We start from the raw sequence: 14,745 nt of genomic DNA, 5'->3' as shown, positions 1-14,745 counted from the left end.
CTGTCGCGGGGGAGCGGGCCGCCGGCCGTCGACGTGAGGGTGCGTCATGAGGGGCTTCGGTGGAGTCCGGGCTCCGCGTTGGGTAGGGTTGGGCCCCTTGTCATCTTGGAGCCCCCACCTTTCTCCACCAGGGAGCACCCCGTCTCATGGCTGAGAGTCCCGCCACGCAGAACAACAAGTTCCCGCCGCAGATACCGTTCATCATCGGCAACGAGGCGTGTGAGCGCTTCAGCTTCTACGGGATGCGGAACATCCTCACGGTGTTCCTCATCGACTACCTGCTGAAGAACGCGGTGCCCGACTCAGGGCTGCGCGAGGCGCAGGGCAAGAGCCTGATGCACACCTTCATGGCGGGGGTGTACTTCTTCCCGCTCATCGGTGGCTATCTCGCGGACCGCTTCTTCGGGAAGTACCGCACCATCCTCTGGCTGAGCATCGTGTACTGCGTGGGCCACGCGTTCCTGGCCTTCTTCGAGAACAACGCCACGGGCTTCTTCGCGGGCCTGACGCTCATTGCGGTGGGCAGCGGCGGAATCAAGCCGTGTGTCGCGGCCATGGCCGGAGACCAGTTCAACGAGTCCAACAGCCACCTGGTGAAGAAGCTCTTCGCCATCTTCTACTGGACCATCAACTTCGGCTCGTTCTTCGCGTCGTTGTTCATCCCGCTGTTGCTCAAGAACTTCGGGCCGGCCGTCGCGTTCGGCATCCCCGGCGTGTTGATGTTCATCGCGACCATCATCTTCTGGTTGGGCCGGCGCCACTACGTCATCGTCCCGCCGACGGGGGCCAACCCGCACTCGTTCTTCAAGGTGGTGGGCAGCGCGCTGAAGAACCGGGGCCAGGGCGGCCACTGGCTGGACGGCGCCAAGACGGCGCACCCCTCGGAGTCGGTGGAGGGCGTCAAGGCGGTGTTCCGGGTGAGCGGGCTGATGCTGCCCTTCGTCCCCTTCTTCTGGATGCTGTTCGACCAGAAGGCGTCCACGTGGGTGGTGCAGGCGCGCTCCATGGACCTGAACATCCTGGGGTTTGCCTTCCAGCCGAGCCAGATGCAGTTCGTCAACCCGCTGCTGGTGATGCTGCTCATCCCCCTGCTGACGGCGGTGGTCTACCCGCTGTTCCAGCGCTCCGGGTGGGAGCTGACGCCGCTCAGGCGCATGCCGCTGGGCCTCGTCTTCGGCGCGGTGTCGTTCATCATCGCCGGCTTCTTCCAGGTGGCGATGGAGAGCGGCACGGTGCTGAACATCTCCTGGCAGATCCTCCCGTACATCGTGCTGACGCTGGGCGAAATCCTGATGTCCACCACGGGCCTGGAGTTCGCGTACACGCAGGCGCCCCGGGAGATGAAGGGCACCATCCAGAGCGTGTGGCTGGTGACGAACACGCTGGCCAACGTGGCGGTGGCCATCTCCGCGGCGCTCAACATCTTCTCCGGCTCCGGGCAGTTCTTCTTCTACGCCGGCATGGCGCTCATCGCCGCCGTGGGGATGATGCTGGTCGCCCGCCGCTACGTGGTGCGCGACTACTTCCAGACGTCCGCGCCCCTCCCCACCGAGGAGCGCAACGCCGCGGGAATCACCGCCCGGTCGGCCTGAGAAACGAGCAACGCCGGAGCCCTCGAATCCTGGAGGAGCTCCGGCGTCAGGTGCTTCATCCGAAGAGGCGCGCTGCCCGTGGAGGAGCGCGCCTCTCGTCGTTTCGACTCAGGCCGCGGCCACCGACGAGCCGCCCGAGGTCTGCTCACCTGGAGGCGCGGCGGGCTTCACCTCGTCGGTGCCGTGCATCATCCGCTTCAGGATGGGCGCGACGACGAGGAGGATGGCGCCGGAGATGCCGGTGCCGATGGTGATGTAGAGGAACACGTCGAACTCGCCCAGCTTCTCCGAGTAGCCACCGATGACGCCGGAGAGCTTGTTGGCCGCCGCGTTCGCCAGGAACCACACGCCCATCATCGCGGAGACGATGCGCTGGGGCGCCACCTTCGTCACCATGGACAGGCCCACCGGCGACAAGCACAGCTCGCCCATGGTGTGGAACAGGTACGCCAGGATGACCCAGTACGCCGCCGCCTTGCCCGCCGCCGCGCTCTCGTTGGACGCGCCCAGCATGAAGAGGAAGCCGGTGGACAGGAAGACGAGCCCCATGCCCATCTTCACCGGGATGCTCGGGTCCTTGCCGCGCGCGGACAGCCAGCCCCACAGCCCCGCGAACACCGGCGCCAGCAGCACGATGAACGCCGAGTTGAAGTTCTGGAACCACGTCGTGGGCACCTCGAAGCCCAGCATGTTCCGGTCGACCTTCTCGTTCGTGTAGAGGTTCATCAGGCCGCCGGCCTGCTCGAAGCCCGTCCAGAACGCGACGACGAAGATGGCGATGATGAAGATGACGACGATGCGGTCGATTTCGTCGCGGCTGAAGCCCTTCTTCTCCGCCGTGCCACTGGCGCGCTCCTCCAACGACGGCTTCACCGGCGCCAGGCCCACCGGGCCCAGGAGCTTCTTCTGGAAGAAGAGGAACGCGAGGAGGCCCAGGAACATGCCCACGCCCGCGGAGCCGAAGCCCCAGTGCCAGCCAATCTTCTCGCCCAGGGTGCCGCAGATGAAGTTGCCCAGCACGGCGCCCAGGTTGATGCCCATGTAGAAGATGGTGAAGGCACCATCCCGGCGACCGTCACCCGGCGCGTACAGCCCACCCACCATGGTGGAGATGTTCGGCTTGAAGAAGCCGTTGCCGACAATCAGGAAGCCCAGGCCCACGTAGAACATCGTCACGTTGGGTAGCGCGAGGACGAGGTGGCCGATCATCATCAGCGTGCCGCCGAGCACCACCGCCTTTCGCTGGCCGATGAACTTGTCCGCGATGAAGCCGCCGACGATGGGCGTCAGGTACACCAGGCCGGTGTACGTGCCGTAGAGGCTGAGCGCCTCGCCCGTGGTCCACCCGAAACCACCGTTGACCTTGCTCGTGAGGAAGAGGACGAGCAGGCCTCGCATGCCGTAATACGACATGCGCTCCCACATCTCGGTGAAGAACAGGAGATACAACCCTCGCGGGTGCCCCTGGCGGGCAGCGCCCGCGGCTACGGTTCCTTGCATGCCGTGGTTTCCTTCGCTTCTGTGGTCGGGTGTGACGGAAAGAGCACTTGACTGTAGCAGACAGCGCTAGAGCCGTGCGCAAGTGGACAACAGAGGCGGCCGAGAATTCCCCAGCCCCCTGGGTTGCCCTGCTCACGTCAGGGCGCGTCGTGAGGTGAAGCCCGCACTTCAGCCGAGCCGGCCCACGCGCGACTCGCCCTGCCCGTCCGCGCCGTTGCCGGACGAGGAGCGGCCCGGGGGCCGAAGAGGCAGGTGCACCTCCACCTGAGTGCCCTTGCCCGGCGTGCTGTGGACCTGAATCCGTCCGCCGTGACGCAGGATGATGCGGCGGCTCAAGGCCAGCCCCAGCCCCGTGCCCTCGCCGGCGGCGCGGGTGGAGAAGAAGGGCTGGAACAGCCGCTCCATGTCCTCCGAGCGGATGCCCACGCCGTCGTCGCTGATGGTGACGACGGCCTCATCGCCCTGGCAGGCCGTGGCGACGCGCACGCGGCCATGCTCGCCCACCGCGCGCAAGGCGTTGTCCAAGAGGTTGAGCCACACCTGGTTGAGCGAGCCCGGGTCTCCCTGCACCGGCACGGTGCACTCGTAGGCCCGCTCGACGACGACGCCCGAGGGCACCTTCCACGTCAGCACTCCGAGCGTGGAGTCCAGGAGCGAGTCCAGCGACAGCATCATCGGCGTGTCGGAGGTGCGGGTGAAGGACAGGAGCGACTCGGCGAGGTGGCGGATGCGCTGGCCACACTCCTCCATCACCTCCACCATGGCGCGGCTCATCTCCGCGTCCGGCGTGTTCGCGTTGTCCACGAGCACCTCCTTCAGCGGCGCCAGCGCGTTCATCAGCCCGTTGAGCGGGTTGCGCACCTCGTGCGCGAAGCCCGACGTCAACAGGCCGATGGCCGCCAGCCGCTCGTTCTCCGCGGAGCGCACCGCCGCCTCGCGCAGGCGCAGCTGCGTCTCGATTCGCGCCAGCAGCTCGCGCGGGCTGAAGGGCTTGCCCAGGTAGTCGTTGGCGCCCGTGCCAAGCGCCTCCACCTTCGCGGAGACCTCCTGCCGCGCGGTGAGCAGGATGACGGGGATGTCCACCGTCGCCGTCTGCTCCCGCAGGGCCACCAGCATCTGGAGGCCGGACAGCACCGGCATCATCACGTCGGAGACGATGAGGTCCGGGCGCTCGGCAATCGCGCGCTGGCGGCCCTCCTCGCCGTTGACGGCCTCCAGCACCCGGTAGTGCTGCTTGAGCAGGCCGGCGATGAAGCCGCGAATCTCCACGTCGTCCTCCACCACGAGGATGCGGGGCGCTTCCGGACCCGGCCCCGCGTGGTCCCTGGCCGGCGCCACCACGGAGGCTCGGCCGTTGTCCGGCACGCCCGTGTCCAGCGAAGGGAACGAGCCGGAGATGCGGCGATCCCGGCGCACCGGCATCTCCGCGCGGCGCCGCTCGCGCAGGTCCTCGCGGATGTGCGCGCGGCCCTTGGGCAGCCGCACCCGGAAGATGGAGCCCTTGCCCAGCTCGCTCGTCACGGCGATGCCGCCCGAGTGCAGCTCCAGCGTCTCCTTCACCAGCGCCAGACCGATGCCCGTGCCGCCGAAGCGCCGCGTGCCGCTGTTGTCCGCCTGCGCGAAGCGGTCGAAGATGACCTGCGTGTCCTGCTGGGAGATGCCCTGGCCGGTGTCCTCCACGTCCACCAGCACGTCCTTCTCGTCCTCGAGCACGCGCACTGTCACCCCGCCCGTCTGGGTGAACTTCAACGCGTTGGACAGCAGGTTCTGGAAGACGATGTCCATGCGCTCGTGGTCCACCTCCACGGGCGTCACCTCGCGCCCCTCCAGGCGCAGGAACACGCCCTGCCTGTCGGCCATGGCGTGGAACGGCGGCAGCACGGTGCTCAGGAAGCCGTTGAGCTCCAGCGGCTGGTAGCGCAGGCGCGCCTTGCCCGACTCGAGCTGCGCCAGGTCCAGCAGGTTGTTGATGAGGCGCAAGAGGCGCTGGGCGCTGCGCTCCATGGTGGTCACATGCTGCATGACCACCTCCGGGTTGTTCTCCTCGCCCCGGCGCTCCAGCGACTCCAGCGTCAGCAGGATGAGGGTGAGCGGCGTGCGCAGCTCGTGGCTGACGTTGTCGAAGAACTCGCTCTTGAGGCGGTCCAACTCCTGCTGGCGCACCAGCGCGTCCCCCAGCTTGCCGTTGGCCTCCTTGAGGGCCTGGGTGCGCTCCGTGACGCGGTCCTCGAGGGCCACGTTGGCGCGGAAGATTTCATCGTAGCGCTGCTGCAGCTCCACCAGCGAGCCCATGATGGCCTGGTTCTGCGAGCGCAGCGCCTCGTCCTTGCGCTTCAGCTCGCGCCGGCCATCCAGCCAGCCGCCCATGGAGAAGCCCGCGGCGGCCAGGGAGGCCACGCTGAAGAGCGGGTGCGCCCAGCCCAGCGCGCCCACGACAAGCCCGCTCACCGTGCCCAGCAAGAGGCCCAGGTGGTGTCCCCACTGCGACATCGGGTCCGCCCACGCCAGGTGATAGCGGCAGGTGGGCGCGCCCAGCACCTGGCACTCCGACTCACGCACCTCCGCGGGCAAGAGGCCCCAGATGGTGGGGATGGAGGCGAACTGCCCCATGCGCAGCTCGCAGATGTTCCGGCTCGTCTCCGGAGTCTTGCTGGAGTACGTGAGGACGAGCTGCTTCTGCTCCAGGAACTCCACGTGGAAGCTGCCCACGCGGTTGTAGCTGGGCGCCAGCTCGATGGTCTTCAGGTAGCACATGCGCGGCGAGCCGAATGCCCGCAGCAGGTAGTACGCGAAGCCCATCGCCTCCGGAGTGGCCAGGAAGAGCCCGGCGTTGCGCATGAAGTGCGCGTCACCGGACTCCTTCATCAGCAGCGTGGAGAACCGCTCCAGGAAGCGCAGCGAGATGTAGTTGGCGTGGGTGCGCAGGTACTCGAGCGACAGTGGGATGTCGTTCCGGGCCCAGAGCGCCTGCAGGCGCTCCACGCCATAGGTGCGCTCGAAGTACAGCAGCAACGTGGACGTCGTGCGCACGCTGACTTCGGGGGCATTGTCGGGCGCCTCCTGCCCCCCGCCCGCCACGACTTCCCCTATCCCTTCGCTCAAGCACGCACTCCCTCGGTGACGACGAGCACCGAATACTTGAGCGTATCCGGATCCCGCAGCATCCGCAGGTACGCCTGGCAGAACTCACCATAGGCGGCCTCGGAGCCGAAGGCCGGCGTCACCACGGGCGCCAGCGCCGCGAAGCGCGTCTCCCAGTCCGCCAGGAAGCGGTCGTCCGCCGTGCCGGCGATGACATACTGCGGCGTCACGTGCACCCGCACGTCGCGCAGTCCGGCCTGACGGAACGACTGGAACAGCTTGCGCCCGACGAACAGGTCGAAGCCCTGGGAGGCGAGGCCCCGCTCGAAGCACCGCGCGCCTTCCTCCAGCCCCTCGGGGAGCGGCCAGTTGTTGAGCCCCTGCCCGTCGATTTCGGACACCACGACGCGGCCTCCCGGCCGGGTGACGCGGATGAGCTCGGCGAGCGCCGCGTCCCGGTCCGACAGGTACTCCAGCACGTACTGACTCCAGCAGTAATCGAACGAGGCGTCGGGCAGCCCCGTGCGGCGGATGTCGCCCTTCATGAAGCGGGCCTGGGGCAGCCCGGCGCAGCGCTGGACGGCCTCGGCCAGCCGCACCTCGCTCATGTCCACGCCGACGACGCTGCCCGACGCGCCGACGATGCGGGCCATGGTCCGCGAGATTCCGCCCGGTCCACAGCCCGCGTCCAGCGCCCGCGCCCCCGGCGTCAGCCCGGTGGCCAGAAGCAACGCGCGGGCGTCGTCGACCTCCTCCTGGAGGAGCAGCCGACGTGTCTCCCCCTCCGACTCCATGATGTAGCTCACGCCTTCACCCGCGCCGCGCGACCCCGCGCTCGCGCCTCTCCCCCGGTGCGCTGGACGCGCTCGAAGATGGAGCGGAACAGCTCCACCCACCGGCGCACCATGGAGCGGTGGAAGAACCACTCGGAGAAACGGCCGTGGGACTTGAAGCCCGCCGCCTCCAACGCCACCAGGTCTTCATCGGTCGCGAGCGCCACCACGGCTGCGCGCCCGTGCTCGCGGGCGTGGTCCACACAACGCTGGATGAGCGAGCGCACCGCGGCGCCCTCTCCCGGATTTCCCGGCTCCAGGACGACGAACCAGAAGGAGTTGGTCTTCTCGATGAGGTTGATGCCGGGGCTGCCCTCCTCCTGGAGGGCCATGGCCAGCGGGCCGTTCTCCCCGTCCACGACGAAGACGCGGCGCAGCCGGTGCAGTCCGTGGGCCGCGTAGCGCGACGACAGCGCCTCCAGCCGCATCTGGTCCGCCTGCAAGTCCTCCGCGAGCACGCGAACGACTTCGCCCTTCTCCCGCAGGAAGAACTCCAGGCGCGCGCAGTCCACGTCCGAGGCCTCGCGCACCGCGGGCAGCGCTTCCGTCGGAGCCGGCGGCTCGGTGCCGTCCAGCTCCAGGCGCATGTACTGGAAGTGGCGCAGCCAGCTCAGCCCGTGGCTGTCCATGACGCGCAGCAGCCAGGTGCCGAGCCGGCTCGGCCACCGGTTGTCCTCGCGCCAGGAGAAGCGGATGAAGTCGATGTCCTCGTGGGCCTCGCCCAGCTCGATGGCCAGCGCGGACAGCTCGTGGGCAATCTGGTCCTGCCGGTGGAAGCCCGGCCGCACCGCCAGGTGCTGCACCAGCCACGTGCGCGAGTGGATGCGCAGACCCGCGACGTGCCCCTGCACGCCATCGGCGTCGTTGTAGACGAGCGAGCTGCCCAGCTCCCCCGACGCGCACAGGTGATGGTGCGTCCGCTCCAGCGCGTCGAGGTACTTCGCCTCGCCGCCGAACGGATAGTCCGGATGGAACCCGTAGTGGGCCGCCTCCATCATCCGCCAGATGTCGCGGAAGGCGAACAGCCCGCCGTCCGCCACCGTCTGGTTGCGCGCGGAGATGAAGGCGGAGTGGACCGCGCTCCTGACCGTGGCGGGGACCTCCAGGAAGCGGACGCCGCAGCGGTAGGGCCGCAGCGGGTTCTCCGCGCCCTCGCCGGAGGAGACCCCATCCACCGAGCGGACCTCGGCGCGGCAGGGCACCTCGCTGCCGTCGGGCAGCAGCAGCGACATGTCCAGCTGGGAGCCCGCGGGCAGCACCTCGCAGGAGGCGTCGAACGCGAAGGACAGGCCGCGGCTGCTCAGGTCCAGCACGGAGCGCGTCATCGGCTTGCCGCTGAAGGGCGCGCTGAAGGACACGAGGAAGCGGTGGTCGGGCCCGGGACGGAAGCGCTGCAGGCCGCGCCGGTTCTGCACGCCCAACGTGCGCGGAACGCTCAGGGTGACGTCGCCCCTCGCGCAGTGCAGGACGCTGGTGACGCCCAGATAGCTCTGCCCGCTCACCTCGAAGGAGAGGTTGAGCACGTCGCCACCGGAGACCGGACAGTCGCCGACGTTGGCGCCGCGCAGCACCGAGCGGCCGTCGACCAGGTCCACCTGGGGCGAATCCAGGATGAACTGCACCGAAGGGGTGTCGGGGTAGTGCACCCACAGGGCCGAGCCGCGGCGCACCGCCTTGCGCAGCGCGGCCAGCACGCTCACGGGGTCCCTCACCACGGCGAGGGGGGCGGCGGAGGTCTCCTCCAGGGCGCCGGTCCAGGACAGTCCCAGCCGCAGTGCGTGCTCCGCGCCGTTGCGCACCGGGCTGACGTGACGCACCAGGGCCCGGCGGGACTGGAGCACCCAGCGGCCCTCGCGTTCGATGTGCAGGTCATCCAGCACGGCGCCGGGGAGGAAGGCCCCCACCGACGCGTCCATGGGTACCTGCAACGCGGCGCCGAAGTTGCCGACGTCCAGACAGCGCGCGGTGTAGCCCCGACCCTGGAGCCGGAAGCCCGCCTCCATGCGCGAGTTGGGCGTCACCCGCGCGGAGGCGCGCAGTTGGAGGATGTTGGTGATGCGCCGGCCCAGCTCGGTGGTGCTCAGCCCGTCATCCAGCGTGTTGAAGACGTGGCCTTCCGCGGCCGTCTCCACGAGTTCCTCCAGTCCTTGACGGTCCGACTGCGCGCACACGAAGACGCGCACGGCCTCCGGGGCCGCCCTGTCGACATGTCTCAGGAAACGTCTCGCGTTCTCCGGTGGGGCGATAATGAGGGTGGGCGCGGTGGCTTCCATCCTCCGCGTGGCTTCCACCTGGGACTCCACCGCCACGACACGGTGGACTCCCAGGACCTCGGCCAGCGCGGCGCGCCGGCCCTCGTTCGGATGCACAATCAGGACGTCCTGAGTGGGGACACTCATGCTCTCTCCTCGACGGGAAAGGCGTTCAAATGGAAAAGGGGCAGCTTCAACTGCCTGCCCAAGGCCACAGGTCCGGTGCCGCCCCCTCTCCACCAGCCGATCGCGTGTTCTCGACCCCGAATGTGTGGCTTGTCCAAGCTTGACAGCAAGGCGACTGCCTCCCTCCGGGCCGACCCGGAGGATTGCGCGGAGTCTACCCTCTCCGCGCCGTCAGGTGATGCGGGCATGCATCGCACTTGCACGAAGGGGGACGGTGGCAGAGTCGACCCAGGGCCCGCCAGCGACAGCCGTCCGTTCGCCCGGCAGCCGACTTCCGACGATGTGGCCTGGCCCCGGCGGCCGAGTTAAGTGTCGACCAGGCAAGGAGGTGCCATGGGCACCGAGGTGGATTACGCGCAGGAAATCCAGGAGCTCAAGCGTTCCATGAACGCTGTGATTCTTGCGCACTACTACCAGGAGAGCGAAGTCCAGGATGTCGCGGACTTCGTCGGGGACAGCCTCGCGTTGGCGCAGGCGGCGGAGCGCACGGAAGCGGACGTCATCGTCTTCTGCGGTGTGCACTTCATGGCGGAGACGGCGAAAATCCTGAATCCGACGCGGCAGGTGCTGCTCCCGGATTTGAAGGCGGGCTGTTCGTTGTCGGACCGGTGTCCTCCGGCGGCCTTCAAGGTCTTCAAGGAGAAGCACCCGGGCGCCTTCGTGGTGAGCTACGTGAACAGCTCCGCGGCGGTGAAGGCGATGAGCGACGTCATCTGCACGTCCTCCAACGCGGTGCGTATCGTCAACCAGGTGCCCAAGGAGCGGCAGATCCTCTTCGCCCCGGACCAGCACCTGGGGCGCCACGTGATGAAGGAGACGGGCCGGGACATGGTGCTGTGGCCGGGCAGCTGCATCGTCCACGAAATCTTCAGCGAGAAGAAGCTGGTGGGGCTCAAGGTCGAGCACCCTGACGCGGAAGTCGTGGCCCATCCCGAATGCGAACAGTCGGTGCTGCGGCACGCGGACTTCATCGGCTCCACCAAGGCGCTCCTGGAGTACGTCATCAAGAGCCCGAAGCAGAAGTTCATCATCGTGACGGAGGCGGGCATCCTCCATCAGATGAAGAAGGGCGCGCCCCAGAAGACCTTCATCCCCGCGCCGCCCGACAACGGCTGCGCGTGCAACGAGTGCCCGTACATGCGGCTCAACACGATGGAGAAGCTCTGGAAGTGCATGAAGGACCGGACGCCGGAGCTGACCATGCCGGAGGGTCTGCGCGAGGCCGCCCGGGCGCCTTTGCAGCGCATGCTGGAGTGGTCCAGATAGAGCGGAATCTATCTGTCGTCGCAGCGGACATTTGCCAACTCGCGTCTTGCGCCGGAAAGGCCGGGGTGCAATGGAGCCATCCGTGGCCTTCCGATTTCTCGCAGTTCCGTCGCACCGGCTGGTGGAACACCCCCAGTCGCTGCCGGTAGATGAGCGCCTCGAGCCGGACCTGCCGCCGGTCCACGAGGCGGTGGAGCGCGCCCTGGCGGGCGCCGAGTTCCGCGATGTCCGCGCCAAGGACCGCATGCGCTCCCTGCTTCAGGGGGACAAGCCTCCCAAGCTGGGAGCTCCTGAAACGGGGTTCGGTCCTTCCGCGGTCTTCGCCCAGCCTCCGCAGGACTTGCCCGCGCTCTTGAGGTTGGCGGACGAGCTGGAGAGCCTGGCCCGGCGCGAGGCGGGTGAGCGCGCGCTGGTGTGGAAGTGCGGCGACTGCGGCGCCCGGTACGCGGTACCCGTGGCCCTGGTGCGTCAGGTGTCCATCCGCTGTGAGCGGTGCGGGACACCGGTGGAGCTCAACGCCACCCGCAGCCTGGGTGAGGAAGCCCTCATCGACCCCTTCCAGGGCGCGGTGAACCACAGCCGCAAGGAGCTGGCGTCGTTCTTCCGCGAGGCCATGGCCCGAGGCTGGCCCGTCCTGGTCGCCGAGGACCGTCGCGTGTTGGCGGACCCGGGCCCCTCGGCCTGAGTCGCCGCCGGGGACCGCCGCGGACAAATCATGCGGCACGCGCTCGTCCAGCTCCTCCGGTGTCCTCGCTGCCGCCGTGGCGCCCTCCGTCCGGAGGCGCCCGCGCCGGTGCTGATGTTCGGGCCCCTTCGCTGCCCGGAGTGTCGCGCCAGCTATCCGGTGGCCGAGGGCGTCGCTGACCTCGTCCTGGAGCACGCTTCCTCCGGAGGACTCCAGCGCGGCCTGGAGAGTCGCTGGGTGGCGCGCTCCTACGAGCGCTATGTGCGCCCCGCGCTCCAGCGCGCGCTCTTGCGCCGACCGCTCGACACGGACAGCGAGTACCTCCTCTATCGCAGCCTCTTGGGCGCGCCCGAGGGGCCGGTGCTCGACTTGGGCTGTGGCACGGGCCTGGTGGCGCGGCGGCTGGCGAGGGAGCCGGCCTTTCCCCTCGTCGTGGGCCAGGACGTGTCACCCGCCATGCTGGAGGAAGGCGTGGCCCAGGCGCGCGAGGCGGGCGCGACGGTGGACTTCCTGCGCGCGCAGGCGCCCGCGCTCCCCTTCCAGGACGGCACGCTCGGCGCGGTGCTGATGGCCGACTCGCTCCACTACCTGGAGGACCTGGGCCGGCTGATGCTGGAGGTGGCGCGGGTGCTGCGTCCGGGGGGCCGCTGGGTGGCGAGCACGTACGCGCCCCCGGGCTCCGCCTCCGGGGTGCTGCACCGCCGCGTGGGGCTTCACCCCCGGGCCGAAGCGACACTGCGCGCGGCGGCCAGCGCGGCGGGACTGGTGCGCTTCGAGCGCGTGGCCCTGCCGCCACTCCTGGTCCTCAAGGCGGAGAAGGGCTCCGCCGAGGTGCCCCGCTGAATCAGATGAAGATGCCGGCGGAGGCGTCGTAGCGGCGCGCCTCGTCCAGCTTCAGCTCGGCGGGACGGCCACGCAGCGCGTCCATCACCTGCCGCTTGGGCTTCTGGCACTTGGAGCACTCGCACGAGCCCTTCTTGCAGGTGCAGTCCGCCTTGCTGCCACACTGACACTTGGCGGCCATCAGCGAGTCGAGCGCGTCCAGCGGACGGTCCACCTCGCCACCCGTGGGCCGCGCCTTCTCGGGGGCGGGAGCCGCCTCGGGAGCAGCGGTGTCGGGGGCGGGCTTCGCGGCCTCCTCGGACTTCGCCCGTGCCGCCTGGGCGTGGGCCTCACAGGCGCTCGCCGCCCGGGGGGCGAGCAGCAGCAGACCGCTGGCCAGCAGACCCGCGGCCACCATCGTCGCGTTGCGTGTCATGTGTGCTCTCCTTCGGGAGACTCTCGGCCTCGGCTCCCGTTCATCGGCGCCTATAGCGCAGCCCCCGTCGACTGCCAAGGTCGACGGCCATACCTTTGTCTACCCGGCGCGATGGGCCCGAGCCCTCGCGTGGGTTGCTCGCCGGGCAAGGATGCGGCGCATACAGTCCGGCACCTCTCGTGACGAACCCCAACGCCCGCTTTATTCAACTCGCCGCCCTGGTGCTGGGAGCGCTGCCCCTCTGGGTGTCGAGCCACCTGCCCATGGTGGACCTGCCGCAGCACCTGTACCTCATCTCCGTGCTGCATCGGCTGGATGACCCGAGCACGCTGTATCCCCAGCTCTTCGAGGCGCGACACGCGCTGACGCCCTACCTCGGCTACTACTACCTGGTCAGCGCGCTGAACTGGCTGCTCCCGCTGGACCTGGCCAACCGCGTCTTCCTCACCGCGTACGTGGTGGGCCTGCCGCTGAGCCTGGGCTTCCTGCTGCGTTCGCTCAAGCGGCCGACGTGGCCCTCGCTCCTCGCCCTGCCCTTCGCGTACGGAGACAGCTTCGGCTGGGGCTTCATCAACTACTGCGCGGCCCTGCCGCTGACGTTTCTGTGCTGCGGCTTCTTCGTGCGAGCGCTGGAGGACGTGCCCCGGAGGCGCACCTGGGCGTGGGCGCTGGCGGGCTGTCTCGTCGCGGTGCTGCTGTTCCATGTGCAGGCGTTCGGGTTCCTCGCCTTCGGGCTGCCGTGGTTGCTGCTCACCACGGCGGTGCCGGAGGACTCCACCGCGCGGGGGCTCATGGCGCGGCTGCGGCCCCGGCTGCCGGCCCTGCTGGGCGTGGTGCCCGGCGTGGCGCTGTTCCTCGGCTGGGTCGTGCTGCGCTTCGGCGAGCCGCCGGACATCCAGCCCGGCGCGCCCTGGAAGGCGTGGGGCCCCACGTTCTCCCCGCAGAACCTGGGGTGGAAGGGCTTCGCGCAGAACCGCGCGGAGCTGTTCGACGTGCTCGCCAACACGCTGCGCGACGGCTCGGACCGGTGGGCGATGTACGCGGTGGGCGCGGTGGCGCTCGCGGGCTGGGTGGCGGCGCGCGTGCGTCCAGGGCCCGTGGGCACTCAAGGTCCGGTGGCGCGCGCGCGGCTGCTGGGGCTCGGGGTGCTGGCGCTCGCGCTCTACTTCCTGCTGCCATTCGACATCCGCGGCTACGTCTACTACCTCAACACGCGCTACGCGCACCTGGCCGCCGCGCTGCTGGTGGCCACCGCGCCCGCGACGATTCCGGAGTGGCGGGTGCCCCTGAGGTGGGCCGCCGGGGCGTGCGCGCTGGTGCTGGCCTTCACGCTGGGCCGGGGCTTCCGGGCGTTCTCCCGCGAGGCGGCGGAGTGGGACGGCCTGGTCGCCGCCACCGGGCAGAAGCCCCGCGTCATGGGCCTCATCTATGACCCGGGCTCGCGCGTGGTGCGCTTCCCGGTGTTCATCCACTCGGCGGCGGTGCTGGCGCGCGAGCGCGGCGGCGTGCCGAACTTCACCTTCGCCTCCACGCCGCACTCGCCCCTGCGCTATCGGGGAGAGGTGCCTCCCACCTTCCCGTCCGAGTGGCGCCCCCAGGACGTGAATCTCGACACGCAGGGCGCCTGGTACGACACCTTCGTGGTGCGCGGCGTCCACCCCTCGCAGGTGTTCGGCGCGCGCCTCCAGTCCGAGCTGTCGGTGGTGGGACAGTCGGGCCGGAGCTGGCTGGTGCGACGGCGCTGAAGTCGCGAGCGAGTGTGGCCTGGTGGGCGGGGCACCCGTGCGGGTGATGACTGGGGGCCTTCATCACGGAGTAGAAGTCCCCGGATGAAATCCTCCGCCTTGGACCCTCGCTCCCTGCTGGATGCGCTGCGCGCAGGCACCTCGCTGTCGGACTTCCCAGCCGACGCGGTGGAGTCCGCGCGGGCCCTCGCGAAGGACCTGGGCTCCGCCACACCCGCCCGCGTCGAGGCCCTCCCCGAGCCGCTCGCCGCCGCCCTCCTGGAGGCCGCGGTGCTGGACGGACAAGCCGCGCTGCCCGAGGCGCTGTCCACCTCCGCCGTGAAGCCCCTGGCCAAGCTCGCCAAGAA

Annotated in this window: 10 protein-coding genes and 1 pseudogene; 6 read left to right on the top strand and 5 right to left on the bottom strand. The window is 69.3% G+C overall.

The annotated features are described in order from the left end of the window. Window positions 1–146: 146 nt before the first annotated feature. Window positions 147–1,592, top strand: a complete 1,446-nt coding sequence (locus HUW62_RS15050) for a POT family MFS transporter (RefSeq protein WP_176434856.1) — start codon at window positions 147–149, stop codon at window positions 1,590–1,592. Window positions 1,593–1,700: 108 nt separating this feature from the next. Here HUW62_RS15050 and HUW62_RS15045 read toward each other — a convergent pair whose 3' ends face one another. The 4 genes from HUW62_RS15045 to HUW62_RS15030 form a co-directional block, all read right to left on the bottom strand. After that, on the bottom strand, window positions 1,701–3,092 hold the full coding sequence (locus tag HUW62_RS15045) for a peptide MFS transporter (protein ID WP_163868347.1): 1,392 nt from the start codon (window positions 3,090–3,092) through the stop codon (window positions 1,701–1,703). 168 nt (window positions 3,093–3,260) lie between these two features. Next, complete coding sequence (locus HUW62_RS15040) at window positions 3,261–6,194, bottom strand: ATP-binding protein (RefSeq protein WP_176434855.1); 2,934 nt, start codon at window positions 6,192–6,194, stop codon at window positions 3,261–3,263. Next, window positions 6,191–6,979, bottom strand: a complete 789-nt coding sequence (locus HUW62_RS15035) for a methyltransferase domain-containing protein (RefSeq protein WP_368670416.1) — start codon at window positions 6,977–6,979, stop codon at window positions 6,191–6,193. Before HUW62_RS15035 ends, HUW62_RS15040 begins: the two co-directional genes overlap by 4 nt. Next, entirely contained in the window at window positions 6,976–9,405 is a 2,430-nt protein-coding gene (locus HUW62_RS15030; protein ID WP_176434854.1) for a PilZ domain-containing protein, read from the bottom strand. Before HUW62_RS15030 ends, HUW62_RS15035 begins: the two co-directional genes overlap by 4 nt. Window positions 9,406–9,777: 372 nt before the next feature. Between HUW62_RS15030 and nadA the strand changes: the two genes are divergently transcribed. The 3 genes from nadA (at window position 9,778) to HUW62_RS15015 (ending at window position 12,238) form a co-directional block, all read left to right on the top strand. Further along, window positions 9,778–10,710, top strand: a complete 933-nt coding sequence (gene nadA / locus HUW62_RS15025; RefSeq protein ID WP_163868345.1) for a quinolinate synthase NadA — start codon at window positions 9,778–9,780, stop codon at window positions 10,708–10,710. Between the two features lie 82 nt (window positions 10,711–10,792). Next, a complete protein-coding gene (locus HUW62_RS15020; RefSeq protein WP_176434853.1) occupies window positions 10,793–11,395 on the top strand; it encodes a hypothetical protein in 603 nt (200 codons plus the stop codon). 30 nt (window positions 11,396–11,425) lie between these two features. Then, complete coding sequence (locus tag HUW62_RS15015) at window positions 11,426–12,238, top strand: class I SAM-dependent methyltransferase (protein ID WP_176434852.1); 813 nt, start codon at window positions 11,426–11,428, stop codon at window positions 12,236–12,238. A 1-nt stretch (window position 12,239) separates the two neighbouring features. Here HUW62_RS15015 and HUW62_RS15010 read toward each other — a convergent pair whose 3' ends face one another. Continuing rightward, window positions 12,240–12,653, bottom strand: coding sequence for a metallothionein (locus HUW62_RS15010; protein WP_176434851.1), 414 nt, complete (start codon window positions 12,651–12,653; stop codon window positions 12,240–12,242). Window positions 12,654–12,832: 179 nt separating this feature from the next. Between HUW62_RS15010 and HUW62_RS15005 the strand changes: the two genes are divergently transcribed. Beyond that, on the top strand, window positions 12,833–14,398 hold the full coding sequence (locus HUW62_RS15005) for a hypothetical protein (protein ID WP_176434850.1): 1,566 nt from the start codon (window positions 12,833–12,835) through the stop codon (window positions 14,396–14,398). 84 nt (window positions 14,399–14,482) lie between these two features. Beyond that, window positions 14,483–14,745 (top strand): annotated as a pseudogene (locus tag HUW62_RS15000) (hypothetical protein); the annotation flags it as partial.

Origin of the sequence: Myxococcus sp. AM011, assembly GCF_013372595.1 — a bacterium.
In the GTDB taxonomy this organism is placed as follows: domain Bacteria; phylum Myxococcota; class Myxococcia; order Myxococcales; family Myxococcaceae; genus Myxococcus; species Myxococcus eversor.
The sequence above is the reverse complement of the archived record's forward strand: the minus strand, read 5'-3'. Positions and strand labels throughout refer to the sequence as shown.

Excerpts from the sequence above, each read along its gene's own strand:
- HUW62_RS15050 (WP_176434856.1), top strand. The coding sequence starts at position 147 with ATGGCTGAGAGTCCCGCCACGCAGAACAACAAGTTCCCGCCGCAGATA.
- HUW62_RS15045 (WP_163868347.1), bottom strand. The coding sequence starts at position 3,092 with ATGCAAGGAACCGTAGCCGCGGGCGCTGCCCGCCAGGGGCACCCGCGA.
- HUW62_RS15030 (WP_176434854.1), bottom strand. The coding sequence starts at position 9,405 with ATGAGTGTCCCCACTCAGGACGTCCTGATTGTGCATCCGAACGAGGGC.
- nadA (WP_163868345.1), top strand. The coding sequence starts at position 9,778 with ATGGGCACCGAGGTGGATTACGCGCAGGAAATCCAGGAGCTCAAGCGT.
- HUW62_RS15015 (WP_176434852.1), top strand. The coding sequence starts at position 11,426 with ATGCGGCACGCGCTCGTCCAGCTCCTCCGGTGTCCTCGCTGCCGCCGT.
- HUW62_RS15010 (WP_176434851.1), bottom strand. The coding sequence starts at position 12,653 with ATGACACGCAACGCGACGATGGTGGCCGCGGGTCTGCTGGCCAGCGGT.